The organism is Vibrio sp. Isolate33 (assembly GCF_022397895.1).
GTDB lineage: Bacteria > Pseudomonadota > Gammaproteobacteria > Enterobacterales > Vibrionaceae > Vibrio > Vibrio pomeroyi.
Genome location: NZ_JAKEUP010000004.1, coordinates 224,964 through 250,473, shown reverse-complemented (window position 1 = coordinate 250,473; position 25,510 = coordinate 224,964). Strand labels below are relative to the sequence as shown.

The 25,510-nt window shown below is 42.4% G+C and carries 32 protein-coding genes and 1 pseudogene; 3 read left to right on the top strand and 30 right to left on the bottom strand.

The window, feature by feature from the left end; translation table 11 throughout:
• Positions 1-162: 162 nt before the first annotated feature.
• From L1D37_RS09770 to L1D37_RS09675, 17 genes and pseudogenes are all read right to left on the bottom strand, one after another.
• Positions 163-567, bottom strand: coding sequence for a DUF1801 domain-containing protein (locus L1D37_RS09770; protein ID WP_239847778.1), 405 nt, complete (start codon positions 565-567; stop codon positions 163-165).
• A gap of 76 nt (positions 568-643) precedes the next feature.
• Positions 644-1,132 carry an ATP-binding protein gene (locus L1D37_RS09765; protein WP_239847777.1) on the bottom strand — a complete coding sequence of 163 codons (489 nt, stop codon included), beginning with the start codon at positions 1,130-1,132 and terminating at the stop codon, positions 644-646.
• A gap of 9 nt (positions 1,133-1,141) precedes the next feature.
• Positions 1,142-1,732 carry an HD domain-containing protein gene (locus L1D37_RS09760; RefSeq protein WP_239847776.1) on the bottom strand — a complete coding sequence of 197 codons (591 nt, stop codon included), beginning with the start codon at positions 1,730-1,732 and terminating at the stop codon, positions 1,142-1,144.
• A gap of 73 nt (positions 1,733-1,805) precedes the next feature.
• Positions 1,806-2,135 carry a GNAT family N-acetyltransferase gene (locus L1D37_RS09755; protein WP_239847775.1) on the bottom strand — a complete coding sequence of 110 codons (330 nt, stop codon included), beginning with the start codon at positions 2,133-2,135 and terminating at the stop codon, positions 1,806-1,808.
• 229 nt (positions 2,136-2,364) lie between these two features.
• On the bottom strand, positions 2,365-2,742 hold the full coding sequence (locus L1D37_RS09750) for a DUF4440 domain-containing protein (RefSeq protein ID WP_239847774.1): 378 nt from the start codon (positions 2,740-2,742) through the stop codon (positions 2,365-2,367).
• Between the two features lie 30 nt (positions 2,743-2,772).
• Positions 2,773-3,249: pseudogene (locus L1D37_RS09745) on the bottom strand (GNAT family N-acetyltransferase).
• A 49-nt stretch (positions 3,250-3,298) separates the two neighbouring features.
• Positions 3,299-4,144, bottom strand: a complete 846-nt coding sequence (locus tag L1D37_RS09740) for an MBL fold metallo-hydrolase (protein ID WP_239847773.1) — start codon at positions 4,142-4,144, stop codon at positions 3,299-3,301.
• 118 nt (positions 4,145-4,262) lie between these two features.
• Positions 4,263-5,141, bottom strand: a complete 879-nt coding sequence (locus L1D37_RS09735; protein ID WP_239847772.1) for a transglutaminase-like domain-containing protein — start codon at positions 5,139-5,141, stop codon at positions 4,263-4,265.
• A gap of 186 nt (positions 5,142-5,327) precedes the next feature.
• Positions 5,328-5,528: a hypothetical protein gene (locus L1D37_RS09730; RefSeq protein WP_239847771.1), complete on the bottom strand. Its 201-nt coding sequence runs from the start codon at positions 5,526-5,528 to the stop codon at positions 5,328-5,330.
• Positions 5,521-5,721 (bottom strand): hypothetical protein, encoded by a 201-nt coding sequence (locus L1D37_RS09725; RefSeq protein WP_239847770.1) that lies wholly within the window; start codon positions 5,719-5,721, stop codon positions 5,521-5,523. The genes L1D37_RS09730 and L1D37_RS09725 overlap by 8 nt, the downstream gene beginning before the upstream one ends.
• Positions 5,722-5,891: 170 nt before the next feature.
• On the bottom strand, positions 5,892-6,542 hold the full coding sequence (locus L1D37_RS09715) for a hypothetical protein (protein WP_239847768.1): 651 nt from the start codon (positions 6,540-6,542) through the stop codon (positions 5,892-5,894).
• Positions 6,543-6,685: 143 nt separating this feature from the next.
• Positions 6,686-7,345, bottom strand: a complete 660-nt coding sequence (locus L1D37_RS09705) for a hypothetical protein (RefSeq protein WP_239847766.1) — start codon at positions 7,343-7,345, stop codon at positions 6,686-6,688.
• A gap of 155 nt (positions 7,346-7,500) precedes the next feature.
• Positions 7,501-8,355: a hypothetical protein gene (locus L1D37_RS09695; protein ID WP_239847765.1), complete on the bottom strand. Its 855-nt coding sequence runs from the start codon at positions 8,353-8,355 to the stop codon at positions 7,501-7,503.
• A gap of 218 nt (positions 8,356-8,573) precedes the next feature.
• Entirely contained in the window at positions 8,574-9,182 is a 609-nt protein-coding gene (locus tag L1D37_RS09690; RefSeq protein WP_128644362.1) for a sugar O-acetyltransferase, read from the bottom strand.
• A 95-nt stretch (positions 9,183-9,277) separates the two neighbouring features.
• Positions 9,278-9,652 carry a VOC family protein gene (locus L1D37_RS09685; RefSeq protein ID WP_239847764.1) on the bottom strand — a complete coding sequence of 125 codons (375 nt, stop codon included), beginning with the start codon at positions 9,650-9,652 and terminating at the stop codon, positions 9,278-9,280.
• Positions 9,653-9,720: 68 nt separating this feature from the next.
• On the bottom strand, positions 9,721-10,428 hold the full coding sequence (locus L1D37_RS09680; RefSeq protein WP_239847763.1) for a pseudouridine synthase: 708 nt from the start codon (positions 10,426-10,428) through the stop codon (positions 9,721-9,723).
• The gene (locus L1D37_RS09675; protein ID WP_008224207.1) at positions 10,410-10,571 is read right to left on the bottom strand and encodes a hypothetical protein; all 162 of its coding nucleotides are present in this window, start codon (positions 10,569-10,571) and stop codon (positions 10,410-10,412) included. Before L1D37_RS09675 ends, L1D37_RS09680 begins: the two co-directional genes overlap by 19 nt.
• Before the next feature lie 183 nt (positions 10,572-10,754).
• Between L1D37_RS09675 and L1D37_RS09670 the strand changes: the two genes are divergently transcribed.
• Entirely contained in the window at positions 10,755-11,162 is a 408-nt protein-coding gene (locus L1D37_RS09670) for a YkgJ family cysteine cluster protein (RefSeq protein ID WP_239847762.1), read from the top strand.
• Between the two features lie 30 nt (positions 11,163-11,192).
• On the opposite strand, the gene L1D37_RS09665 is transcribed toward L1D37_RS09670, so the two are convergent.
• The 9 genes from L1D37_RS09665 to glpT form a co-directional block, all read right to left on the bottom strand.
• The gene (locus tag L1D37_RS09665; protein ID WP_239847761.1) at positions 11,193-11,594 is read right to left on the bottom strand and encodes an NUDIX domain-containing protein; all 402 of its coding nucleotides are present in this window, start codon (positions 11,592-11,594) and stop codon (positions 11,193-11,195) included.
• Between the two features lie 191 nt (positions 11,595-11,785).
• Positions 11,786-12,166 carry an STAS/SEC14 domain-containing protein gene (locus tag L1D37_RS09660; RefSeq protein ID WP_239847760.1) on the bottom strand — a complete coding sequence of 127 codons (381 nt, stop codon included), beginning with the start codon at positions 12,164-12,166 and terminating at the stop codon, positions 11,786-11,788.
• Positions 12,167-12,271: 105 nt separating this feature from the next.
• Positions 12,272-12,877, bottom strand: coding sequence for a class I SAM-dependent methyltransferase (locus L1D37_RS09655; protein WP_239847759.1), 606 nt, complete (start codon positions 12,875-12,877; stop codon positions 12,272-12,274).
• Complete coding sequence (locus L1D37_RS09650; RefSeq protein WP_239847758.1) at positions 12,870-13,391, bottom strand: HAD family hydrolase; 522 nt, start codon at positions 13,389-13,391, stop codon at positions 12,870-12,872. The genes L1D37_RS09655 and L1D37_RS09650 overlap by 8 nt, the downstream gene beginning before the upstream one ends.
• Before the next feature lie 42 nt (positions 13,392-13,433).
• Positions 13,434-13,934, bottom strand: coding sequence for a GNAT family N-acetyltransferase (locus L1D37_RS09645; RefSeq protein ID WP_239847757.1), 501 nt, complete (start codon positions 13,932-13,934; stop codon positions 13,434-13,436).
• 31 nt (positions 13,935-13,965) lie between these two features.
• A complete protein-coding gene (locus L1D37_RS09640) occupies positions 13,966-14,916 on the bottom strand; it encodes a D-2-hydroxyacid dehydrogenase family protein (protein ID WP_239847756.1) in 951 nt (316 codons plus the stop codon).
• 96 nt (positions 14,917-15,012) lie between these two features.
• Positions 15,013-15,477, bottom strand: a complete 465-nt coding sequence (locus L1D37_RS09635; protein ID WP_239847755.1) for an ASCH domain-containing protein — start codon at positions 15,475-15,477, stop codon at positions 15,013-15,015.
• Positions 15,478-15,696: 219 nt separating this feature from the next.
• The gene (gene glpQ, locus L1D37_RS09630; protein ID WP_239847754.1) at positions 15,697-16,752 is read right to left on the bottom strand and encodes a glycerophosphodiester phosphodiesterase; all 1,056 of its coding nucleotides are present in this window, start codon (positions 16,750-16,752) and stop codon (positions 15,697-15,699) included.
• A gap of 108 nt (positions 16,753-16,860) precedes the next feature.
• Positions 16,861-18,231, bottom strand: coding sequence for a glycerol-3-phosphate transporter (gene glpT / locus L1D37_RS09625; RefSeq protein ID WP_176681300.1), 1,371 nt, complete (start codon positions 18,229-18,231; stop codon positions 16,861-16,863).
• Positions 18,232-18,829: 598 nt separating this feature from the next.
• On the opposite strand from glpT, the gene L1D37_RS09620 reads away from it, so the two are divergent.
• Positions 18,830-19,546, top strand: coding sequence for a membrane lipoprotein lipid attachment site-containing protein (locus tag L1D37_RS09620; protein ID WP_239847753.1), 717 nt, complete (start codon positions 18,830-18,832; stop codon positions 19,544-19,546).
• Between the two features lie 188 nt (positions 19,547-19,734).
• Positions 19,735-20,235 (top strand): hypothetical protein, encoded by a 501-nt coding sequence (locus L1D37_RS09615; protein ID WP_239847752.1) that lies wholly within the window; start codon positions 19,735-19,737, stop codon positions 20,233-20,235.
• Between the two features lie 88 nt (positions 20,236-20,323).
• On the opposite strand, the gene L1D37_RS09610 is transcribed toward L1D37_RS09615, so the two are convergent.
• From L1D37_RS09610 to L1D37_RS09595, 4 genes are all read right to left on the bottom strand, one after another.
• Positions 20,324-20,578 (bottom strand): DUF3297 family protein, encoded by a 255-nt coding sequence (locus L1D37_RS09610; protein WP_239829388.1) that lies wholly within the window; start codon positions 20,576-20,578, stop codon positions 20,324-20,326.
• A gap of 355 nt (positions 20,579-20,933) precedes the next feature.
• Positions 20,934-22,223: a lysine N(6)-hydroxylase/L-ornithine N(5)-oxygenase family protein gene (locus tag L1D37_RS09605; protein ID WP_239847751.1), complete on the bottom strand. Its 1,290-nt coding sequence runs from the start codon at positions 22,221-22,223 to the stop codon at positions 20,934-20,936.
• A gap of 74 nt (positions 22,224-22,297) precedes the next feature.
• Entirely contained in the window at positions 22,298-23,275 is a 978-nt protein-coding gene (locus L1D37_RS09600; protein WP_239847750.1) for a GNAT family N-acetyltransferase, read from the bottom strand.
• Positions 23,265-25,475, bottom strand: a complete 2,211-nt coding sequence (locus L1D37_RS09595) for a TonB-dependent receptor (RefSeq protein WP_239847823.1) — start codon at positions 25,473-25,475, stop codon at positions 23,265-23,267. Before L1D37_RS09595 ends, L1D37_RS09600 begins: the two co-directional genes overlap by 11 nt.
• Positions 25,476-25,510: the final 35 nt, after the last annotated feature.

The window sequence follows — 25,510 nt, the reverse complement described above, 5'->3', positions numbered from 1 at the left end:
TCTATCCTCATATGACTTAAACCAAAAACGCCAAGCGTTAAGAGTCCATCATAAATTCTTTATTATCTTTTGGCACTCGCAGGGCTGAACAATTGGTCTTTTACGAGACAGCGAGCAACTTTCTCGATTGGTGAGATAAATCAGATACTTCGTGATAAAACATCACGAGCCCAGAAGCGGTAGGTGTTTTCGTTGGTGATAAGTTAAGGCAAGCTCTAGGCAATGTTTAATTTCAGGCTCTGGCAGCGGGTCAGATAAGCGTAATTCAATCGCCCTATTTCCTTGAAAACGCAGTACATCACCATACAACTCTCGAAAGGTGTCGACCAACTTTGTTTGGCAGTGAAAATACAGGTAATAGTTATTCGGTGATTTCAATTTCCAATCGATTCGAACGGGGCTACCTGTCTTTACGCTGTAGCTGGGTTCTCCCCACTTCAACGACTCTTCCACTTCGCCCAACTCCAAAGCGGATGATAGTTTGAAGATAAGTTTTCGTAACTCTTCAAGCCGAACTCGAACATTTTCTGGATACTCTTCAAAACGATCTTTGACTGCCTTGTCCATTGAAACCTCCTAGTCCAGTAACCTTAAATCCGAGCTCAATACCACACATAATAAATCAGCTTTACATGCTTAGTTATTACTTCGATTGGCCGTCACGCTGAACCCAAACAACGTCTTCGTTTGGTGCTGGGGTCTCGAACCACGACCAAAACAGTTCGAGCATGTCAGGTGTCATTTCGTATGACTTGCCATGCAACTCGGAATTACGTGCAACCGCTCTCTGTTTACAAGTATCAAACGGAACATCAAGGTAATGAACCTCACTTTCAACACCCAACTTTTCAGCCCAATTTGTAAACTTGTCTCGATCGACTTTACGCCAAAAACCGAAGTCAAAAATAACAGGAACGCCAAGAGTAAATAGTTGCTGCGCCGATTCTTTGAATAAATCTTGAAGCGTAGCTAAACGTTGATCAAATACCTCTCGCTCCATATGCTCGCCATACAAAGGAATCATCCACTCATCAATTGAAAAACGAAAAGCGCCATGCTTATCTGCAAGTTTCTTGGAATAAGTCGTTTTACCTGACCCAATAAAGCCACACACCAAATAGATTTTAATCATAGGTTCCCGTTACCTTGGTCTTTCAAGCGTGTTATTTGCTGATGCTAAAGCTTCTGTGTCTTTGTCTATGATTGCGCGAACCGAAGCTGTAAGTTCATCGCTGTCGGTGTACTTTCTGCCATAAGACAAATTGAAACCATAATCAAAGTTATCTGGGTTTTGCCCTTGAGTATGTTGTAACAAGGTTTCGATTTTATCGAGAGCTTTAGCTAATTTTGCTTCTTCTGATGATGCGTTTTCGTATTCATCCCAAAGCACAAGAATATCTTGTTGCAAGTTATCAGGAAGAGGTGCAATCAAAGTAATCAGATCCTGCCTTTCTTTCTCTCCTTTGTTCGAACCTTCTACTTGATCAATGGCAGCAATATCACCACCAATAGTCTCACCCAAGTCGTGAATGATGCACATCTTGATTAATTTGAGCGTATCAATATGTGAATACTGCTCAGAGAACATCATCACCATCAAACATAAACGCCAAGTGTGTTCAGCGGTACTTTCATGTCGACCATTTGAAGTATGAGCTGTTCGCAATGTGTTCTTAAGCTGCTCAGCTCCTCTTAAGAACTCCAAGACGCCTTCAATTTCTATATTTTTCATCACATTATTTCCGGTGAATTCATAGTGTGCTTGGCGCCGCGTGTGAGAATCGTCATTTAACACCCACAGTTGGCTAGAAGAACTTTTTCGACATGTTGTAGAACCTGTCATCAGCGCTATCTACTACAAAGCCCACTCTTTCATAAAGTCGGAATGCTGGGCTAATTTTAAAGACTCGCAACTTAAGTCGATTTACACCTGACTCAACCGCTAAACGCTCACACTCAGCAAAGGCAAGCGCACCAATCCCTTTACCTTGGTGTTGTTCGCTAACCTGTAAGTCTCGAATGTAACAACTGTTATCATCAAACACTAAGCGGATAGCACCAACGATTTCGCCATTGAGCAAAATATCAAAGTTCGTTAAATCGCGAATTTGCTCTTCGATTTTGAGCAATCCCATTCGACCGAGTATTGCTCATAGTAAGAACGCATATTCAAAAAAGTCATCTTCGCCGAAGCCGATAGATCTTTTGTTTGCTGGTACGAAATCATGAATCCCCGAACGCTCAATTTACGTGTGTGCTGTGCTGACAGCTTACCTAAATAAGAGTTGTATAAACAACTGCGCTAAAGCGAGATCGTCGAGAACCACTCTTCGATTTCATGTTTGATGCGATTTCTATGTAACCCTAGATGTCTTTGAGCTCAAACGGCGGGCATGGTGTTCCTTGATGATATTTGAGCTGCCAATGAAGACCTGTAAAAGCCCAAATCGAGCAGCGTTTCGCGTAGTCGCTAACTTGACCAGTCTCGTCAACTACGGCTGACTCGTACTTAAGCAACTGGACAGAGGGTTCAAGTTGAATACATTCATAATTTTGCGAATGAATACGACTACTCGAAGAAACTTCAGTTTTCATCATTTCAACGATCGAAGCAAAGTCATAGCTATAACCAGACTTACCAACTTCACTAAAACTTTGATGAATTAAACGTTCAATATCGGTATTACTTTTGCGGGTTTCGTATTGATGAAGTTCGATTTCTTGTTCAATCAAGATGTTCATATACTCTCCAAAAGACGCTTGTTAGCCTAGCTATGCCCAACGAAAATACGGACGCTCACCATCCATTCGTTCTACTTCCGCACCCAACCTATGATAGAACTCATGTGCTTTGGTGTTGTATGGGCTAGCCGTCCATGCAATATGCGAGCTTAATGACTTTTCAGCTTCATTCTTCAACGCATACATGAGTTGAGCACGATATCCCTTTGAGCGATGCCCACCAATAACTAGCAAGTCATCAAGCCAAATAAACGGCTCACCACGAAATGAAGAATATCGATAGTGGAACAAAGCGAAGCCCTGAACTTCATCATCAACTTCTAGTAGCAAAGCATGAGCAAACGAATAGTCACCAAACAAGGTGCGTTCAATCTTCTCTTTTGTCGTAGAAATTTCACCATTAAAACCTTTCATACCTCGATCAAATTCAGCTTTCTGCTAAATAAGTTCAAGTAACTTACTAGAGTCTTCCTTAATCGCTTTCCGAACGTGCACTTTGTTCTCCATAACTTAAAGCTTTGAAGGTCGCGTATGTGTTAACAGTATTAAAATTACACTACACACGAATGCAGCTGCCTGTAGGAATTGCCTCCAAACGACCTCCTAACACTTCTTTCAGGAGACCATAAGCTTTCTTCCCTGTACAGTGCCCAGTGTAAAGTTTATCAATGGGATACTGTAATAACGCAAGACCGAGATCTTTAATGTCTTGCTTGGTTCCACCGATACTATCGAACAAAGGTAGCCCGACTAGGTGAAAACCTCCTACTACGGCTTTGATTCTCTCTCCTGGAAACTGAGCAACTGCGGTATCAACCATATTAAGAACACCACTATGTGCACAACCGGTAAATATGACGATGCCATCACGATCTTTAACCACTAAGAGTAATTCGTGATCGAATGTATCCTGCTCCCATCGATTTTGAGATTGTGTGTAAAGGTATTGATTGCCTCTGGGCTTTTCGTGTTTGGTGCTTATATCAGTAATAGTGAATACATTAGGCGCAATTTCAGTAGTCTGGCTAACGAACTTCAGTCGCTCATGGTTATTTTTGATTAAATCCGTATTGATACCGACATCATTTTTAAAACCGTAAGCACGGAAATAATAGTTTTGTTCCTCACAACTCTTCAAAAAAACATTGGCTTTAGAATTATGAGTAATAAAGTCGACAGCGCCATTACAATGGTCGTGGTGCCTGTGTGATATCACGGCTATATCAACATTATTAATATCAACGTCGAGTAGAGGCGCATTTTGGCAAAAAGTATCGCCGCTTCCCATATCGAATAGTATGTTTAGTGACTCAGTTTCGATGTGTAACGACAACCCGCGTTCTACTGCTAAATCTGGTCTACTGTCTAAGCGATTATTATCAACCAAGGTCGTTATTTTCATAGTTTCCTCAAGGGTGTAACCACCTGTAAATTAGGAAGTAATGGATTACGAACGACATTGCGATGGAATGAGAGAGACCAAGCATGTCGAGTTGCTGTGTGTTCTATATATCTGGAGACTAAAGTGAAGCATACAGCTCACTTAAAGTCGGAAACTTAGAACAATCCCACCCACTTGGAAGCTTTATTTCATTACACGACTTAACTAACTTAAGAGCTTTAGTGCCATCCGCAGAAAAACTAACCTCTGCAAGTTCATCGAGCAGAGTTAATTCATACTCTCCAGAAATAGGGCTTATGAATTTAGGTAGTATGCCCCACCCTGTATCCCACGTATGCATTTCAAATTTTGATAAGGCATACAAGTCACGAATTAGGCTCCCTTTGATAAACTCTAATCCTTTGAAATCCCGAAAACCAAAACTGTCAGCAGACTCCAAATTTTGACGGCATAACCTCCAAGCCTGTCCAGCCACGATAAAGTTTGATGATGGTACATCACACGGATCAAATTCAAATTGCAAGATTTGATGGTGAATGTCGTCTAACTGAGCATCAACGGCTATCCATCCTTTATCTTTGTTCCAATATTCACAAACCCAGTGATCTTCGAAATGGTTTTGTTCTAGATAAGTCGCAAACCCACTCCTTAGTCGGGTTGGTACTCCTTTTGCCCTCAAAATAGAGCAAACTAGTAGTGAAAAGTCTCTACAAATACTTATCACTCTATGGTTAGGTTTTTTGAAAACATGAGCAGGTTCGCCTGATTTCGATATTGCTAAAGAGACTAAATCTTTAGCATGCCGAGTCTGCATTTCTTTCAGTTTGTTTAGCGGTTCAGCCTCAACACCATAGTGCTCAAGCCAATACGAATGAATAAGGTTTCCTTGAACAAACTTACATATACCCACGATATCATCAGGCACCTTACTGATATCGAGTAGATCATTAGGGATCTCTGTAAACTCCGTATTTTTTATATAGTCGTTGATAACCATCTGTTTTAACCCTTTGTGGATATAAGCACGGATATATGGCGTCTAGTTATGATGTGAGACATGAAATGCCAAAGCCGCAACAAGTACCCTAGCAACTGCGTCCAACGAATGGTGAAATGCCATACATTACGAATCAATTTTTTTACAGTTTGTTATATCCGTTCTTAATTGGCTTTCAGAACCTTTTTAGATAGACATTTCGCGCGCAAATTGATACGCCTCACCGTGAGAAAAACCATTAGCTAGCGCGTAACCTGTTATCACCGACCTCCAGCAATAATTGTCATGAGGCTCAAATCCGCCACTTTTGCTTTCTACATTTTCAATAAATGACTTCTTTAATGCTAAAAACTTCTCTTTACTTACCAAATCTTGTTCTTTAGTCATCGAATACCAAACCTTTGTCCACTAAATCCATAGCAAACATATAAGCTTTACCTTGCTTATAGCCATGTCCCATCGCGTATCCAGCAGCCATTGAAAAAGTACTTAACTCCGCGTCTGGGTGCCAAGAAGCTTCCTGCTCTAACACTTCTTTTGTGAACTTATCTTCCATGTCAGCAAAACTTATTAACGTCATTTGCTCTCTCTATCATCTATCTACTTTAAAATTGAATGCGTGAGTATATAACGCCGCGTTAAGGTGTGAGCAGCGCAACACCAATCCATCCGCATACCACCTTAAACACTAGACACAATGCATAGTAAAAATGCCACGCATTGCGAATCACTCTTAAACAGTTTGTTAGTTTAATAGTTGTGCTCTTGCGTACAGTGATAAAAGTCAGAAGATAAGTTCACTCGTTTGAAAAGATCGCTAGACATAATAAGCTCGAGTAAAGTATGCATTGCGACTCCATACTCGCTTAACTTTTGATCATCGTCACTCAATTCATAATGCTCATCATATGCCGCTTCATCATAGCCAGACATGCCATAAAGTGCGATAGCATAACGGTTACTCCAATCTCCGATATTTTTCCTCACTCGTTCACGGGTCTCTTCGGACCTATATGTGTCCTCTAACCTATTTATCTCGCGCTCAGCGTTAATCAACCTCAACAACTCAACTTTATGCGTACCGGTCAAATCAGATTCATCTGCCTTAACTTTCTCTTGAATTTGTGTATCTATAATTCCGTCCAAATCAGACCAAGTATCTAACTTATCCTCTTCGTATTCTTCAAGCTCTTCCCAACTGCCTAAGAGTTTGTTTGCTTGATCCCACCAATCAATGTACTCATTGAGAGTTTTGTTGAAACCAGCTTCTGTATGGATGTAAACAACGCCTTCAGAAATAACTAACGCGTAAATACTTTCACTTTCATAGTTATCAATTAATACTCTTAACTTAGGCTCAAGCGCCTGAAAAATTGAATCTGCGTTTAGACGCCTTCTCATAAAGTTTCCCTATTAAACTAACGCCCTGTTAAGGTGTGAGCAACACAATACCGAGACTTCCGCAAACCACCTTAAACACAAATCGCAACGCATAGCAAAAATGCCAAGTGTTGTGAATCATTCTAAAACGGTTGGTTAAGCATCTAGTTCAACGAACTCATTCTTATTTTATCGGATAACTTTTCAAATATTTTCCGAGATTCATTATCCATATAATTGTAAAAGTCTTCCTGTTTACCAAATATACGTTCCAATTGCTGGTCAGATAATCTTGTTGCTCGCTCAGCACTTCGTGATACCTGTAGAAATTGACTCGCTTTATTACCCAACTCAATTGCTACTTCTTCTAACTCATCTGCAATTTTTTTTGGTATCCAGATTTTCTTAACATCATAAGTATCACGAAACTCCTCAATCGCAGCATACAAGTCCTTACCATAGTCTTGGTTTGGAGCATAATAAACTTGTCTCGCACACTTTTTTATATCAACTAACTTAGAAAACACCAACTCTATTGCTTCCAATGAACGAACATTAAAATCGGACATCTTTATCTGGTAAACGATATTCTCTTTTTCAAAATCTTGTTTTATTTTGGTAACATTTTCCGTCAGGATTCTTTGCTGTCTCAAAAGTTCATCGAAGTTATCGTTAACTGCTTTAAGTTCACCACTTTTTTTCGCACCGGCTCCCAGATAAGTACCGACTAATGTTACAACAAATAAAATTATATATGCCCAGCCATCTATCAACTGATAGTTAAATACTTCTTTTACAATTTCGACGACTTGTTCTTTGTCCATACCTAAACTCTCAAATGTTTATCATTGATGCTTAACGTCTTGTTAAGGTGTGAGGCACGCAATACCTAAGCTTCCGCATAACACCTTAACCACCAAACCTAACGCATAGTAAAAATGCCACGCGTGCCGAATCACTCTTGAACAATTTGTTAGGTTTATGAGCAAAAGTATGTGCCATGCTCAACGTCATGAGCAACTCGTTCATCGTAACCCAGCAGGCTCCAAATCTTAAGTAAAGCCGGTGAAGCGTTCCCTTTACAATATGAATCACCACCCGCATAAATCAAACCGTCTTTCTCGCTAGGGAACGTACAGCGAAAAATAAATGCACCATATGGCGATTTATCCATTTCTGATTGGCAATTTACCACTAGGTTTTCAATTTTAAATTCAGGATGCAATCTTACTGAATTGTGGATTAGATTAGTGACATCTATGACCAAAATAGTAGAGTCATTTGCATACTTTTTATTAGATTTAGTGCGAATAGCACTATTAACTTTTAAATATAGATTCTGCAGTTTTTCTTGAACTATATGACAGCTTGTTGTCTCGATAAATGCTTTCTGATTTTCATCGAAATTAAACTCAAAGTCTGGTGCTTCTCGGTTTTTGTACGGCACACCTTTTCTGATAAAAAAACTAGCTAGCGAAATTTCAAATCTTATTCCAACATATTGACTGACTCGATTGCATTTTCTCAATTGTTTCTTGAATTGAGAAAAGTTCTGCTCAGAGTTATCACGTATCGACTTTAAGTCAGTCATAAGAGTGAACAAACGTTTTAGTTCAGAGTCACGATTATAATAGTTGCGATTGCGGTGAAACTCTAAAATCTCAGCAAAGTTTTTCTCAACTGGGTTGCGAGAATTGACCTTACCATCTTTGAGTAACTCGGTCGAAAGCAGTTCGGACAAGTCTTGTATCAGCGCTGATATACGCCCCAAAAACTCCGGTTCGGGAATTTCATTTCCATATGGTAGCCGATTATAAGTTGTTCTTGCGTCCAAATTTTTCTCCTATAAACCTAACAGCTCTATTAGACAGAAAAATTCTGTATTTAAATGCAGATTAATTCTGTCTAGTTTCTACCGCTCACATCTCATATGCAACCCAGCCATTATATAACAACGACTTATATCACAGCTAGCGTCGGTACTAGTGAAAATGCAGAATTTTTCTGTCTAGTATGACCAAACTTCCACATTGAGAATCTGGTCAATACGGCTTACTTAAGCTCGTCTGGAATGCGGCGATCTTTGTGGTAATACTCTCGGTCGCGTTCATTGATTTCTCGTACCACTTTGCACGGGTTACCGACGGCAACCACATTGGCTGGGATATCTTTAGTGACTATGCTGCCCGCTCCGATAACCGAGTTTTCACCTATGGTGACACCCGGTAAAACAACGGTGTGTGCGCCAAGCCATACATTGTTACCGATACGGACAGGAACGTTGAATTGCGCGGCTTTGAGCCTAAGTTCTGGGCTGATGGGATGTGTGCCTGTTGCGATGGTTACGTTAGGTGCAATCATTACGTTATCACCGATGAATACGTCGGTGTCGTCAACAAGCGTCAGGTTGAAGTTTACGTATACGTTATTACCTAGATGTGTGTGACGGCCCCAGTTGGCGTGCAATGGCGGCTCGATGTAACAACCCTCGCCGACTTCTGCGAACAGTTGCTTCATGATTTGTTGGCGTTTGTCACCTTCACTCGGGCGAGTGTGGTTGAAATCGTAAAGCACTTCTAAGCATTGTGTTTGCTCGGCGACCAGATCAACGTCATCACAGTAATAAACGTCTTGGTTGTGCATTTTAGCCTTTATATCCATGTTTTAACCTATTTGATAATTACCGAGAGCGGTATAAATTAAGCGACATATGGATAATTTGAAGCGTTTCACTGGCCTTAAAACAAGTTTACGGGCTAACGTGGCCTGATGTTCTCGGCAACACGCCATAGCACGCCACTTGGGTCAGTGATACAAAACTCAAGCATTCCCCAAGGTTGTTCGACAACCTCAGTAACGGTTACTTCAAATTCCGTCATTACATTAGAGTTTTGCACGTGTTGATACCAACTTTTTACGTCTTCCACCAGCAAGTGCATCATGTAATTGTGACAGTGCGCAGGTTCGTAAAAATCTTGTAATAGGAATGCATAATCGCCGTGACGAAAATAAGCGATATCATGGAATTCAGACATGATTTTAAAGCCGAGAGTTTGATAAAAACGCTTTGATAAGTCGAAGTCTTTAGCAGGCACAAACGACTTTATTTCCGTGACTTTGAGATTTTCCATGGTAAACAATTCCTTCTGTTTTATAGCCCAGTAGTATCTCTAGGCTTTATGCTTTAATTTGTTTTAGGTTACTGGCTGAAAGAGCTAACTTCATCTTCGGTGAGATAACGCCACTGTCCTTCTTCAACATCTAGACTTACTTCGCCTATTTGCTCTCTGTGTAGCCCTACGACTCGGTTTCCAACGGCAGCGAACATCCGCTTAACTTGATGAAACTTACCTTCTGTGATGGTCAGTAGCACTTCTTTGGGGCTTATCACTTCTAGTTCTGCGGGCCGCGTGGGATTCTTCTCACCTTGCAGCTGAACCCCCACTTTGAACTTATCTGCGACATCGTCTTTAACATCCCGTGACAATGTCACACGATACACCTTTTTACACGACTTAGTTGGCAGTGTGATATTGAAAGACCAACGTCCATCATCAGTGATCAATACTAAGCCTGTAGTATCGGCGTCTAACCGCCCTGCGATGTGCAGTTCAGAGACTTTATCAACCTCAAGATGATTGAAAAGCGATGGGTACACTTCATCGATATTGGAACAGATGGTGCCTGCTGGCTTGTGCATTAAAATGTACCGAAATGCACGTAGCGTTAACACGTCACCATTAAGCAGGATGGTGTTACTTTCATGAACCTGAGTGGATTCATCAAGCTCGACTTCACCGTTTACACTTACCTCACCATTATGAATTCTTTCAATGGCTTCTGGTTTAGTGAGATCTGTGCTTTTACAAAGGTGTTTATCAAGGCGCATTAATCGTCGGCACCACATTTAGCACAAGGCTTGTAAGTGCGCTCACCTTGCTCAATCACCACATAGTCACGCACGCAGTTTTCACATAACGCCAATTTTGGATAAGCGTCTTTCTGTTTCTTTGCGTTGATGTCGCCTTCAGTGGTGTAGATCGTTCTCATTTGGAGCCTTTGTATTAATAACTTACGAAGAGAAATTGTATCACTGTTTACTGTGCTTCGGCGGTTCACTTTGCGAATGATTGTTTGTTCCTTGCCCTCTTTTTGAGCTCTGAGCAACAAAATCAACGTGCCGCATCGTATCAGTGATAATATTAAAAGAGTAAGTTAACTAAGAAGCCACGAATGAAAGATTGTAATCAATGCGGAAAATGCTGTATCAAATATGGCGATGGTGATCTTGCCGCAACTCAAGAAGAGATTGATTTGTGGGAGCTGTTCAACCCAGACATCTTTGAATATGTTCGTGGGAGTGAGATTTGGTTTGATCCTGAATCTGGCGAGCGCCTAACTCGTTGCCCATTTCTAGAGATCGTTCCGAATAAAGACACGAATGCCCAAGCCCAAACCAAATACACATGCAGTATTTACTTAGACCGACCGGAAGATTGCCGACACTACCCTAGCCTAATCAATGAGATGGTGAGGGACGAGTGCGAGATGATTGAGGTGGTGGATCTGCAAGATACGAAAAAAGCTCAAAGAAAACTCGACCTTCTAATGAAAGATAGTCGCCCTTCAAGCTTTTCATAATAGGGATCTTTTGAGGATCGTGCTCTGCCGTTAAGCCAAGTACTGGTTCTCTTCTAACCAATCTAGCGCAACCAGCGCTGCTAATGAACATACCGCTCTGTCGTTGCCATCAACAAACTTAAGCTCTTCGATTTCAGCATCTGGAGACAGTTCACCTGTGTAATCTGCAACGTAACAAGTCAATTGCACCGATACGCCTTCCGCTTTGCCATCAGCTTGTCCAGTAAACGTCTCAACGTATTTGATTGAATCAGGTACTAAATCGACTGAAATCTCTTCTTTGATTTCGCGAACCAATGCTTGCTCGTCACTTTCGCCGGCTTCACGCTTGCCGCCCGGTAAGTAAAACAGTTCTTTGCCTTTTGATCTCACCATCAACAGCTTGCCATCTTTAATGAATATCCAAGCGAGCTTATCAATTACCTTATTCATGTTCTTAGACCTTGTTATTTTGCTTATTCTTTTAGTTAGCGCAATCGTATCGCTGTAGGCGCATGTTACATGTAGCAATAAACATATTCTATTGAATTACTTAGGGAATGGCCTTGAGAACGGATAGACGACAACCTTTAAGGCGATTCCTTCAGCTTTCCACCAGTGACAACAACTGAACTGCAAATACATTAGTCAATCAGCCACTCAATGGCAGAGTCGTATTCTTCGAATGACTTGATATCGCCAGACACAAACCAGCTACCGACTTTTGATGCCAGTTCTTGCCAGCTTTTATCGCCGTAAATCGCAATCTTGTCTATCTTAGAGTTGAGTTCTAGCCCGAGTTTGAAATCGTCCCATGCGGCGCGCAGCTCCCAACCGGTTAATGTTGAGATGTCGACCAGTATCTTTAATGCGGAAGAGTCGAGCTCTTCTATTGTTGTTTTTAAGATTGGTATCATCGCTTGATAATCGTCGTGCGTTAGCTTTCCTTTCGCTTTAAACACGATGATGGTTTCGCAGCTAACACGTTCAATTCCAACCGATATTCCATGACGTTCAATACTCATAACCTAGCCCTTCTATTCGAAATCTAGGCTTAGCTTAGAGCATTCAACAGATAACAAATGAGAGGTTGGCTTCAAAACCAACGCGCGGCTAGTTTTAAGTCGAAATTACGATGTCGAACTTCGCTTAATGGCAATAACAGAGTAAGTGTGCCAGTGCTTCATCTTTCCTAATGACGTTAGCGCTTGTTCGTCGCGCTCATGAAAACGTATAACCTCGAAGTCATCAAACAAGCTCAACACTTTTGCTTTAGTAAGTGGCGTTGTGGAGGTGCGATAACCATGAGCCCAGCTATCATCGACACCCATGAAATCGCCTGCGAATACACCACCGATTTCAATGCTATTGATGATTCGTTGCCACGTTTCATCAAACTGAGTTGGTTCTGCAAAAAATAGACTCGAATTGGCAATGACAAGCCCTGCTTTTGGGTAATCATAATCTTCAAATGCGCTTTGAGATATCTCGACCAAAGGCTTACCGCCAAACCTGTCTAAACATATTGATATAGAGTCAGGATTAACATCAAATCCGTACACTTGGTAACCTTGCAGCTCTAAAAAGTCGATATCACTGCCCGTACCACAGCCACAATCAATCGCGACGTTTAAGCGTGACTCGTTAAGCTTCATAGCGAAGTCTGTTCTTTTTGAATGGGGTTTATCTAAGGCTTTTTGATAATACTGGCGCCAGATCTCAGAATGCTCATTCATTGATAAACTCCAGTAGTTGGGTCAAATTTTGAACCTCAACAATAGGTAACTTCGAATCTGCGGTCGCCTCTTCCGTGTTCAGCCAAACCACTTGCAAGCCAGCTTCTAACGCAGGGTAAATGTCTTTTTCTAGAGTATCGCCAATCATAGTGACATCTTGGGGTGCGATATTGAGTTTGGCAATAATGGCAGGATAGAAACCAGAATCGTATTTAGATAAACCAATACTCGCCTTACAGAAATAACCATCAATGTATTGGGACAATCCGACGCGTTCAAATGCACGGATGATGTCACCTTTACTGGAATCGGCTGCATTGGTCGCAATATAGATGTTGTGATGCTTCGACAATTGAGCAAGTAAGGCTTGTGCCCCACTCACTTCTTGTACGGTTTCCCAGTCACACATTTTCCCTTGTGCGTCTGGGAAGTCGATCATTAAGGTGTTACCCCAATCAAATAAGACGGTTTTAGTCAGCTTGGCTGAAACCGTTGATTTTGTAGCTTTGTTCATCATGCCTCCTGCATCGATGATGTTGCGAATGTTTCGCCGTACTTATAAGAACTTCTCGATAAGAATCTCATCATAGTACTGGCCGCCAATCTTAGCGTGTTTCTTTGCTATTCCGACAGTTTCAAAACCCTGTTTGAGGTAAACCGCTAATGCGCGTTCGTTGCCAGCTAGAACATAAGCAAAAAGCTTTTCGTAGCCTTTGGCTTTTGCGACCTCGAATGTATGTTCAAATAACTGTTTTGCAACGCCTTGCCCACAGCTGTTTGCGTCTACATAAGTTCCAATAATACCCACATGATCAAAAGCTTTTGTATAAGAGGCAAACGGCTCTACGTTTTGAAAACCAAGCAACTGATTAGCCGTTTGATTAACAGCAACACTGAACACGCCACGTTCGGGAAACGACTCAATAAAACCTTTCTCTTCATCCAACGTAAACGTCTGATCTAAGATGGTATAACGCCCTTCGATGATGATTGGGTTTAATACATCGATAATACCCTGAGCATCATCTACTGTGACTTGTCTAATTGTTAAGCTCATACTTTCTCTACCTTTTTTCTTTGGGCAGATTCTAGCTTGATATGCCATCCCTTTGATAGGATAGAATGTTGTCGAAAGCGATATCAAAGTAGAGTTCGTAGCTATTTTGTTCAACGTAGCCTAAATGCGGCGTTGCTGTGACGTTCGGCAAAGATAAAAGAGGTTCAGTCTCTGGTGTAGCGGGCTCTATTTCAAAAACATCAATCGCCGCTCGTTTGCTTGGTACCTTGGTGAGGTCATTAAATAGGGCTTTTGGCTCAACTAATTCCGCTCGACTGATATTCACGAACAGTGAGTCTGGCTTCATTAGGCCAAGATCTTCAGCAGTAACGCAACCTCTAGTGGCGTCATTCAAGCGTAGGTGCAAGGAGAGTGCATCCACGTTACTGAAAAACGCATGTTTGGTTGGTGCCGCTTCAAATCCATCAGCTTGTGCTTGATCTCTTGAGGTTGGACTTCCCCACACCATCACATTCATACCGAACGCTTTGGCATATTGCGCGATGCAGCGTCCGATCTTTCCATAGCCCCAAATGCCAAGCTTTAAGCCCTTTAATGTTCTACCTAAGCCGAGTGAGCCTGAATCTTGCCATTGGTTCTGTTTGAGGTTTGAAGCGTACGCAGGTATATGACGAGACGCTGCCATGATCAACGCCCAACACAGCTCAGAAGGTGCAACAGGTGAACCGCGCCCTTCCAGCACTTTCACACCGAAGCGTTCACACAATTGCGGGTCGATATGATTACTGACTTTACCTGTTTGGCTGATTAACTTGAGATTGGGTAATTTGGATAGTAACGACTCAGTGATCTCAGTACGTTCTCGGATGAGCACGAGTGCTTCAAAATCGTGTAACTTCAGCGCAAGTTCGTCTTCAAGGTAAGTTTCTGTGAATACCTTAACCTCGTGCTGTTCTAACTTGCTGTAGCACGCAAGGCTTTTTACTTCGTCCTGATAATCATCCAATATTGCAATTTTCACTACACACTCCTTGTTGTATTGCTTGACTGCTTTTCGAGATCAAAGTGCCATGGCTTAAGATTCAGTCAAACCAATGGGCACTTTTTAATCTTACTGTTATTGATGAACCACTTTGAAACGCTCAAGTACCAACATCATGTCTTCGCTCGGTGTGATCTTGAGTTCTTCACATTCACGTGAGAAGAAGTTCCAGTGGGCTTCTCGCCACCATGCTAGAGTTTTGTCACCCTCACCTTCTGCGGCAGCAAATTCAGCGGTCACTTCATTGTATGGACACAAGGAAACAGAAGTGATTTCAACAATACAGATAGGCTTGCCGTCCCAATCGGTAACAACTTGCAAGTGGCCGACAACGGGCATCACTTCATCTTCATGGCTGTACCAATATTCAAGGCTGCAAGACGCTTGCTTTTCGCCTTTCAATATCAGTTGTGCGCACAAATTGGCGTTGTACTCGTCTCCGCAGAAATAGTCAGCACTGAATGAGGTGTGCTTCTTGGCCATTTCTTTCGGCAGTGAGTTTAGGTAGCTATCGAGATAAGCTTGGCTTCTTTCTTCCATGATGGTTCCAATTTCAATATAAGGTTCAGTGAGTACAAGCCTTTAGGCAAGCGACTGACTGTGATGTTGGTAACCTACCAAGGAGCGAGATCGGTGTAAACCTGAGGAATGTCAAAATGGGGATTTGAGTTGTCACGGGGCTGAAAAGAAAGAGCTAAAAGCAGCTTTGAACTTTGCTTTTAGCTCTTCGTAGCGAGTGTTTTGTAGCTATTGAATAGCTTAACGGTTAAGGAACGCTACCGCTTTGTCTGGGAAATCAGTAAACACGCCGTCGACTTTCACTTGGTTGTAAAACACATCCAACATGCCATCGAAATTATCGGCATAGCCCGGAATTCGACCTGGGTCAGCGCGGAACGTATACGGGTGAACGTCTAAACCAGCCTCTTTGGCAGATTTCATCAACGGTTTAATGATGATGTTATCTTTGGTCGATGCGTCGTCCACCAGCATAGGTTTCCACGGGCCAATGCCATCAGCATAAGTCGCAACTTTTGCCATCCCGCCTTTCTCAAACATCCAGTCATAACTGTAAGGAGTCGCCTTATCTCCCTTATAAGTCATGGTTTCGTTCCAATCGGTGTAAGCCATGAGCTGAACGAGTTTTAAGTCCATTTCCATCGCTGGCATAAGTTCATCGTTGATGCGTTGCAGTTCGTTAGCGTCAAAACACTGCAAATAGACTTTATCGTCTTTTGTTAAGTAACCGTATTGATGCAAAGTCGCCAGTACCGCTTTAGAGATGTCCTTGCCTTCATGGAGATGGAACCAAGGTGCCTTGATTTCTGGGTAGATACCTACGTCGTAGCCAAGAGTCTTGTTCAACCCTTGGATCATTTCGATCTCTTCCGCAAACGTTGGTACGCGGAAATCAGACTGCCACATTGGGAAGCGAGTTGGATACCCTGCCACTCTGTTACCTTGCTCATCAAGGTTAAAGCCTTCAGTCACCTTTAATGATTTAATCTCAGCAAGCGTGAAATCTATCGCGTAGTAGCGACCATCGTCGCGTGCACGTTCTGGAAAGCGGTCTGCAACATCGGTAACGCGATCTAAATAATGGTCGTGTAATACCACCAGTTGGTCGTCTTTGGTCATCACGACATCTTGTTCGATGTAATCAGGTTTCATCGCATACGCGAGCGCTTTTGCTGGCAATGTGTGCTCAGGTAAGTAACCCGATGCACCTCGGTGCGCAATAACCAATGGATCAGCAAGTGCATTGGCCGATAAGCTCAGCGCTAATAAAGTTAGGGACAGTGACGTTGTTTTCATTGTTATATTCCTTGATAACAAAGAGGCAGGTTATCCCTGCCTCTGTCATTTATTAGTATGGTTGTGTTTGTTAAAACTCGCTTAACAAACGATCAAGTTAACGAATGATTAAGCTATGGCTTCTTTCTCGCGCTCAAGGCTTTTCTCTTTATGGTGCTTACGTTCACCAATAAATGCGTACACCAGACAGATGATCGAGGCGATACAAGCGCCAACCAAGATTGTGAAACCACCATCCCAGCCGTAATGGTCAACCATGAAGCCTAATACTGCGTTTGCTGCAACCGCACCACCTAAATAACCAAAGAGTCCTGTTAAGCCTGCTGCTGTACCCGCCGCTTTTTTAGGAGCAAGCTCAAGTGCGTATAGGCCGATTAGCATTACAGGGCCGTAAATTAGGAAGCCAATCGCAATTAGAGCCAACATATCAACCGTTGGGTTACCCGCTGGGTTAAACCAGTAAACCAATACTGCGATAGTCACTAGCACCATGAACAAGATACCTGCAGGTGCACGGCGACCTTTGAATAACTTATCTGAAATCCAACCACACAATAGCGTACCCGGAATACCAGCCCACTCGTATAAGAAGTAAGCCCAAGATGATTTATCTACAGAGAAGTCTTTCGCTTCTTTTAGATAAACAGGCGCCCAGTCAAGTACACCATAACGAATCAGGTAAACGAACGCGTTCGCGATAGCGATTGACCACAACAGTTTGTTATTAAAGACATACTTAAAGAAGATCTCTTTTGCTGTCATCTCTGTTTCATGGGACTTGTCGTAATCATCTGGGTAGTCATTTTTGTGTTCTTCAATTGGAGGTAGACCACAAGACTGAGGCGTATCTCTTACAGTGAACCAAACGAAAATAGCAACGAGAGTGGCAAAAAATGCAGGAACATAAAAAGCGGTTCGCCAATCGTCATTGAAAGCCCATAGACCCAACAGGAACATTGGACCAATTAATCCGCCACCCACGTTGTGAGCAACGTTCCATACTGACACTATCTCGCCACGCTCTTTACGTGACCACCAGTGCACCATGGTTCGTCCACACGCTGGCCAACCCATACCTTGGAACCAGCCATTCAAGAACAGAAGGATAAACATCGCGGTAATGCTGCCCGTTGCCCAAGGCATGAAACCAAAGCAGAACATCACAAGCGCCGACATTAATAAGCCGCCACTTAGGAAATAACGAGGGTTAGAGCGGTCAGAAACGCTACCCATTAAGAACTTTGATAAACCGTAAGCAATAGAAACCGCTGCTAATGCAACCCCAAGCTCACCTCGGCTAAACCCCTGTTCGATAAGGTAAGGCATGGCCAAGCTAAAGTTTTTACGAACTAAGTAATAGCCTGCATAGCCGACAAAAATACCAAGAAACAGCTGCCATCGTAATCGTGTGTAGGTGCTATCGACTTTATCTGATGATAAGCGATCGATATGCGCCATAGGTTTGAATATTCCAAACATAGGAACCTCATATTATTGGGCGAAGGAAGAATAAAATGCTCGAACGAAAAAATTTACGCTCATTCGAAAACAGGAGGGATTGTATGTGCTTCAGGATTAATTTCTGTGACAGAGATAGCCATTAACAATTAATTACTTTAAATACAGCAAATTAGTTTCATTTAATTAGACTACGCTTCATATTTTCGACTACATGAATATTATTTAACCAACCAGCAACCGAGTGAAAAATAGACAAAAATGAGCAATCGAACACAAAGCAATCAACGTTGCCCGCGTTATTCTTGCGAATGCATATTTGGAAAGACTATTTTTAGAACTGATCAGAGAAGCAAAACTCAATTCAAACTCCCTTTCTCTTAAGAATTCATCTCCACAATTGTTCTTTTACGAAATAAACACATAACCATTCGTGATGTTAAACCTATTGATCAGTTTATTTATTGAACACTTTGGATTACGTATCGTACAACCTCAAGCGATGCAGCAGTGCTGGTAACATTGAGTGTCCGTGGTAAGGAACATAAGTGACTTACACCCATGAGAATCATTTCTGCGCATCAAGTGTTTACAAATAAACCCAACGATAGGAAATATCATGAACAAATCACTTATCGCTCTTGTACTTATTGCCGTTCTAGCGGGTTGCTCATCAGGTGGAAACTCAGACCCAGCACAACCGCAATTCGATGGCGATTACGGTTTTGAAAATGTCGACCCAGGTTTTGGATATGACGATATAGATAACGATGGCGGTTATGACAACGCAGACCCAAACTATGGCGTTGACGCACCAACACTGAAAGACAAAATCGCTCAAGCTGATTTAGGATTTGTTTATGTCCCAGATCTTGGAGACATTCCTTTCTTCAACAAAGACAACGGTGATGCTGAAATTGTTGCCGTTAAGGAACAAGTGAGTGATGAGCACACTCTTTACAGCATCTATTCAGACGAACAGCGTGTGGGTGAAGTCATCATTCGCGATGGTTACGTTACGATAACTTCTGGCGATAAGCTTATCTCGGGACAAAAAGATTCCGTCGCTTATCGACAACAAGAACACACTTTTTGGACGGTGACAGGCACCGACGGAAACGTGATTGGCGACTTTAAACGCTTAGACGATGGTGTTTGGGTATTCCGAGAAGAGATTGATCGCCAAACATTCGTTGTTAAGTATCACGACGGCCAGTGGAACTTTATTCCGATGTCTGACATCAAGAACAAAGTAAAAGACAAACTGCCTTCGCATGCTGAAGTTACGAAAGTACGAACAAAAATGCAGGTGAATAAATTACGCACTTTAAAATAGTGCACACCGCGATTTGAATAACTAGCACCCTATCGAATAACACTCTCATCATCGAGAGTGCTATTCGAAAAAAACACAAAGGAACACATAACAAAAAGCTCAAGGACGATCCCGACTAAGTTACTCATTTATTGGCGCTCAATCTCCATGAGAAGCGCTGATATTTGTTTACATAAGTGAGCGATCCAATGACCAATAACAAACTCCCCCTTCTTGTTCTTGCCGCAACCCTAATCTTCGGCACTTCACACGTTCAAGCCTATGAGCAAATGCAAGAAGAAACGGCTATTACATTCGGGCTATCGGCTGAACGAGGTTGGAGAGATTGGTCTGCTTCATATATCAAATATCGAGGTCCGGGAACTATAGGTTACGGTGTTGAATTTACACGCTCTGCTTATAACGAAGACGATGATTCTTACGAATACAAACAACGTGACAACGAATATCAGTTTCACGCACCGATTGGTATCACAGAAAATTTGTACATCACTCCCGGTTACGGCATCAAGCGCACACATACAGACGTAACGCTAGAGAACCGCGAGTTCTCCGATAGCTCAACCAAACAAGTTGGTGGTTTGGACGCGACCTATATTATGGACAGTGGCTTTGTGGTTACAGCGGGTTTCGATAAGGCTGAAGGAGAAGATTTGGAGTTTTCAATTGGCGCCGGTATTGCGTGGTGAGTAAAAATCGCTGAACACGATAGAAACAAAAAGGGTCTAGACTTCTCTAGACCCTTCAATAAATAGGCTTTAGCTATTACGACATCAATTAGTCTTCGATGTAGTAAGCTTCTACAGTGCCTTTAAGAGTAATAAGCATTGGCTGACCGCGACGATCTAGCGCTTTAGGTGAAGGGATCTTAACCCAACCTTCGCTGATGCAGTATTCTTCAACATCAGTACGCTCTTTACCATTTAGACGAATGCCGATTGGGTATTCGAAACACTCAGCCACGTGGTGTGGGCTGCGTGGGTTGCCTGCAAGATGATCTGGTAAAGCTGGTCTTGAATTAGTATCGCTCATGTTCATTACCTGTATGTACGTAAATAAAAAAAGTGCGTCATTCTAGTCAATATAGGCTTTGTGCTCAACAACTGCTGTAATAAATCGTATTGATAGTTTTAATCAGCGTCTAGTTGATTGATTTATCGGCGATAGTTGCTCTGTTTGAACCCAAGATAAACCCATCAGTAACAGAATCCATTATTGAGCTGAGAATAACGATGACTGAAGTGAAAATATTATTGGTATGAATAAGATAAAGGTAGCGAAGGAATATAAAAATTGGGGAGCTATCTATATATCTAGAAAATTAACGCCAAACTCAGGGGCTCGGCGCTATGTAGCTATGTAGCTATGTAGTATGTAGATATGTTAATTACGCTTTTTCAGTCTCAACCGTTTGCTTAGAACTAGATAGAAGAGCATCCACAATTTCTTTAGAACGAACAGCCAACACTGAAAGAAGCGTGTCACTTAGACCGTGAGAAGATTCACAACAACCCTGTAGGAAGATTTTGACGTCACAGCTTGGCTTCATGTCTAATTGGTATGAACGCCCTACCGATTTACTATCAATCAGAGGTTCAATTGAGCTCAGCATTTGGTTGAACTCATCGTATCGATAACCAGTGGCAAGAATGATGGCATCGTATTCATTCCATGCCTGTGCTTTGTTGATCGTGTCATTCAAGCGCAATGCGACTTTCTCGTCTTTCTGCGCGACTTCTTGAATGTCATGGCAGCGTAGATGCTGATGTTTGCCTTCTCCCGTTACTTTTTGCAAATAGAGTAACTCATATATTGCATTGAGCTCTTCCGTATCGACTACCGAGTAGTTGGTTGCACTAAATCGAGAAAGAATATGATCGCGCTGCTCTTGCGTGCTTTCATACATATGGTCAGTGAAATCAGGATCGAACACCTCATTAACGAACGGACTGTCATCAGCAGGGTGTAATGCGAAGCGACGGTTGACCATATGTATCTCGCCATCGGCATAACGGTTTGTTAGATCAACGAATATTTCTGCCGCGCTCTGTCCTGCTCCGACTATCGCGATTTTAGGATCTGAACTTCCTTTAAAGGTCTCGCGCCATGCTTTGTATTTTGAAGAATGAATAATTTGTTCATTATCATGGCCTTCAAACTGTTTCGGTAGCTTCGGCATTCCTCCCATACCAACAATAAGGTTCTTAGCGATTCGAACCGTCTGATTGCCGTGTATATCGGTAGAGGTAACTTTTACTTTTGAGCTATGACCGTTTTCTTCAATCGCTTCAATATCAATGACTCGCTGGCCGTAATTTACGCGTTCTGAGAATTGATTAGCAACCCAAGTCAGGTAGTCGTTAAACTCAACACGGGAAGGGTTCATGCTGCCTAGGTTGATGAAAGCGTTGAGCCTGTCTTTGGTGTGCAAATAGTTTACGAACGAGTATGGGCTTGTTGGGTTTCGTAGCGTCACCAGATCTTTCAAACAAGAGATCTGCATTCTTGTTCCATCAAGCAACATGCCGCCGTGCCATTCAAAATGAGGTTTTTGCTCTAAGAAGCAATAACTTAAGCCTTTGTCTTTAGCTTGTTCTTCTAACGCAATGGCTATCGATAAATTAGCAGGGCCAAAACCTACTCCGAGAACATCATATTCCTTAATTTGTTTCGTCATGTATAACCTCATGATAATTGTTGGGTACAAGGCCCCTATTCCGACTCCCTTTACCAGTACTTACCGCTTCATTATTAGAACTCGTTACTGAAAAAGCTGTCTTTCAACTGACACATTAAAGCCGCACGTTTATGCGGAAATTCAAATTCTTTTACTTTGGCAAATCCATACTTCTGCAGATATCCGATCATCTTGTCGTTATCGGCTCTTGGCTCGCTAACAATCTTTTCTGTACGAGGATCTGATAGGTAGATGAAGTGGCAAACAGAAGGCAACCAAGCAGCAACTTTATGTGCACCACGGTGGGATTCTTCACCGACCAACATATGAATACCTCGGTCATAATCCCCCGCCGCGTAATAAGGTGCGATTCGGTCTTCTTTGGTCCAGTACACTTCGATATAAGCGAAAGGCTGATTGTCTAAGCAAACAATAAGAAGCTGATTCTTATTGTTTTTAACTGATTCTTCTAAGTACTTCCTGTGCTCTTCCAGTGAGCCAGTTTGCTCCCAGAAATTCGCTACACGTTGGTTGTTTTGCCACTTATTGAAGAAGGTTAAGTGTTTGTCGACATCTAAGCCTTCTAGAGTGAGCACGGCGTTAAGATCGGGAATATAACGGCGATACAGCTCACCCAATAAGGGTTTTGGTCTGGCTGGGTGATACCCTGCAGCGTCGAGGACTTGCTTGTGCGGATAAAGGCAATGATTCCTATTTTTGAGCCAAAGATCAGGCGTTTGCATAACGGATTCACGCCATAACACCTTTAAACCTTCAGCAGTTTCAAAACACAAAGAATCCAGCACTTCGCTTTTAAACTGTCCAAGTTCAATCGTTCGAATCCCAGGGTTAGCAGAGAACAGTATGGCAAAGGCAGAAAGTTGCTCCGTATTAAGCGCTGTCATTTGAGATAAACGCCAAAACTGGTTTGTTTCACGCACAACTTCAATCACACCTGAGCTTACTTCCACGCAGTAACTGTCTTGTGCCTCACTTAAAGACACACTCTGCCCATGGGGCAGAGTGTTCAAAGGCTGGTGGCTACCAGTCATAAGTTACGCTCGCAATCACATTACGGCGATCGCCGTAGAAGCAGTAGAAGTCACACGTAGCCACGTACTCTTTATCTGCTAAGTTCTTCGCTGCAACTTGGAACTTGTAATCTTCGATTCGGTAACTCAATGTTGCGTCAAACAATGTGTATGAAGGAACAACGTTAGTCTCGGTATTATCAGCGTATGAATCACCAACGTAACGTGCACCCGCACCAACGGTTAGGCCATCAAGTGGACCACTCAAGAAACGGTAGTTTGCCCAAGCCGAAGCCAGTTGATCAGCAATTTGTGACGGAGTGTTACCCACATAACTGCTGTTTGCATCTTCAGTAATTTCAGAATCAATGAATGACACGTTACCGATTAACGTTAGCTCTTCGGTTACGTTAGCCACCGCTTCTAATTCAAGACCACGGTTACGAACTTCACCAATTTGCGTTAGCTGGCTATTAACAGTGCGTGCTAGGTTTTCTTTCGAGACTTCAAATGCCGCTATATTGAAGTAGCCTTCAAAACTACGCGGTTGGTATTTCAAACCTACTTCATACTGTTCGCCGCGTTCTGGTTTAGCCGGGTCGCCATTTACGTCAAGTTGAATAATAGGATTGAATGACTGTGCGTAACTAACGTATGGCGTAAAACCATTATCCATTAGGTAAGCAACACCTAAGTTAGTTGTCCATTCTTCGTTATCAACCTTAGTTTTCTTACCTGTCGTGGTGTTGTGAGTCTTGTTTTGAGAATCATCATAACGGACACCAACCTGAACAGCCCATTTGTCAGCAATCATCATCTGATCTTGTAAATACAAGCCAAGCTGATTATTTTTGGTCTTGGTCGTTTGGCGGTCAGATTCATCAACAACACTAAAGGTTGAATCAAGCAGAGTAACGTTATTGCTATATGATGGGTTGAACACATCAAACAATGGATTAGCGATTGGAACTAAGCCCACTCCGGGCACTGGAATGCCAATCGAACTATTGCCATCTGCAACAAATGGATCTGCAGCATAATCTTTACTATCAATATCGATGTTTTGGTAATCAATACCAGCCAATAACGTATGCTCTACAACCCCGGTTTTAAAGGTATGCACAACTCGGTTATCAATGTTGAATGCGTCCGATGTACCTTCTTCCGTTGATGCCCCACGTAGAATCTGACTGTCCGTAGGGTCATATGCTCCTAACCGATTATCTTTTGCATAACCAAGGGAATACATTTGACGAAGGTTAATGTCCATCTTGCTGTAACGCGTGTTCTGCATGAAGTAAGTGCTGTCATTGAAATGATGTTCAAATTCATAACCTACTGACAGTTGTTCACGCTCGAACGTTTCCCAATCTGTATTGCCTACAGCAGTGCTATCACTGATTTTGCCATTCGGATTCGAGGTTAACGTTCCTTCCATTGGTAAAAACTGTAGGTACGGATCAGAATCATCTTTCTGGTAACTGGTTAGTAATGTGATTTTTGTGTCGTCTGTGAATTTATAAGCCAGAGAAGGAGCGATAAAAATGCGTTCAGCTTCTACACCATCGACACGGCTGCCATTTTTACGCCCAAGTGCCTGCAGGCGAAACGCCATTTTATCGTTAACTTCAGAGTTCACATCTACGCTAATTTGCTTGCGATCATCAGTACCGTATTCGATAGCAAACTGACCCGAGCCACCATCAAACTGTGGGCGCTTGCTGATTACGTTAATAACACCACCTGGAGGGGTTTGGCCGTACAACGCTGATCCTGGACCACGTAAGATTTCTACACGCTCCAAACCAAACGGGTCGATTTGCCAACTGTAGAAACCGGATGAATACAAACGCGTTCCGTCTTGATACAAGCCACTGTTTGCTTGCTGAAAACCACGGATAACAAACCAATCTTGCTTGTTGTCTTCACCAAAATAATTCGCTTGGATACTCGGTGTGTATTGCAATGCATCGGCAATACTGATTGACGCTCGGTCGTCCATCTGTTCACGAGTCACAATCGAAATAGCGCGCGGTGTCTCACCTATAGCAACGTCAGTTTTGGTTGCTGTGCGACTGCTTAATCCCACGTAACTAAAATCTGGACCTACTGAACTGTCTTCTAGCTGCTGACCAATAACAACAACGGTTTCATCTTCGTTGGCCTGAACCATTCCTGACGATATAACTAAAGCGACCGCAAGTGCTGTTGGGGTACGCATAAAGTGCCGATTCATATAATTCTCCTTCAATACGG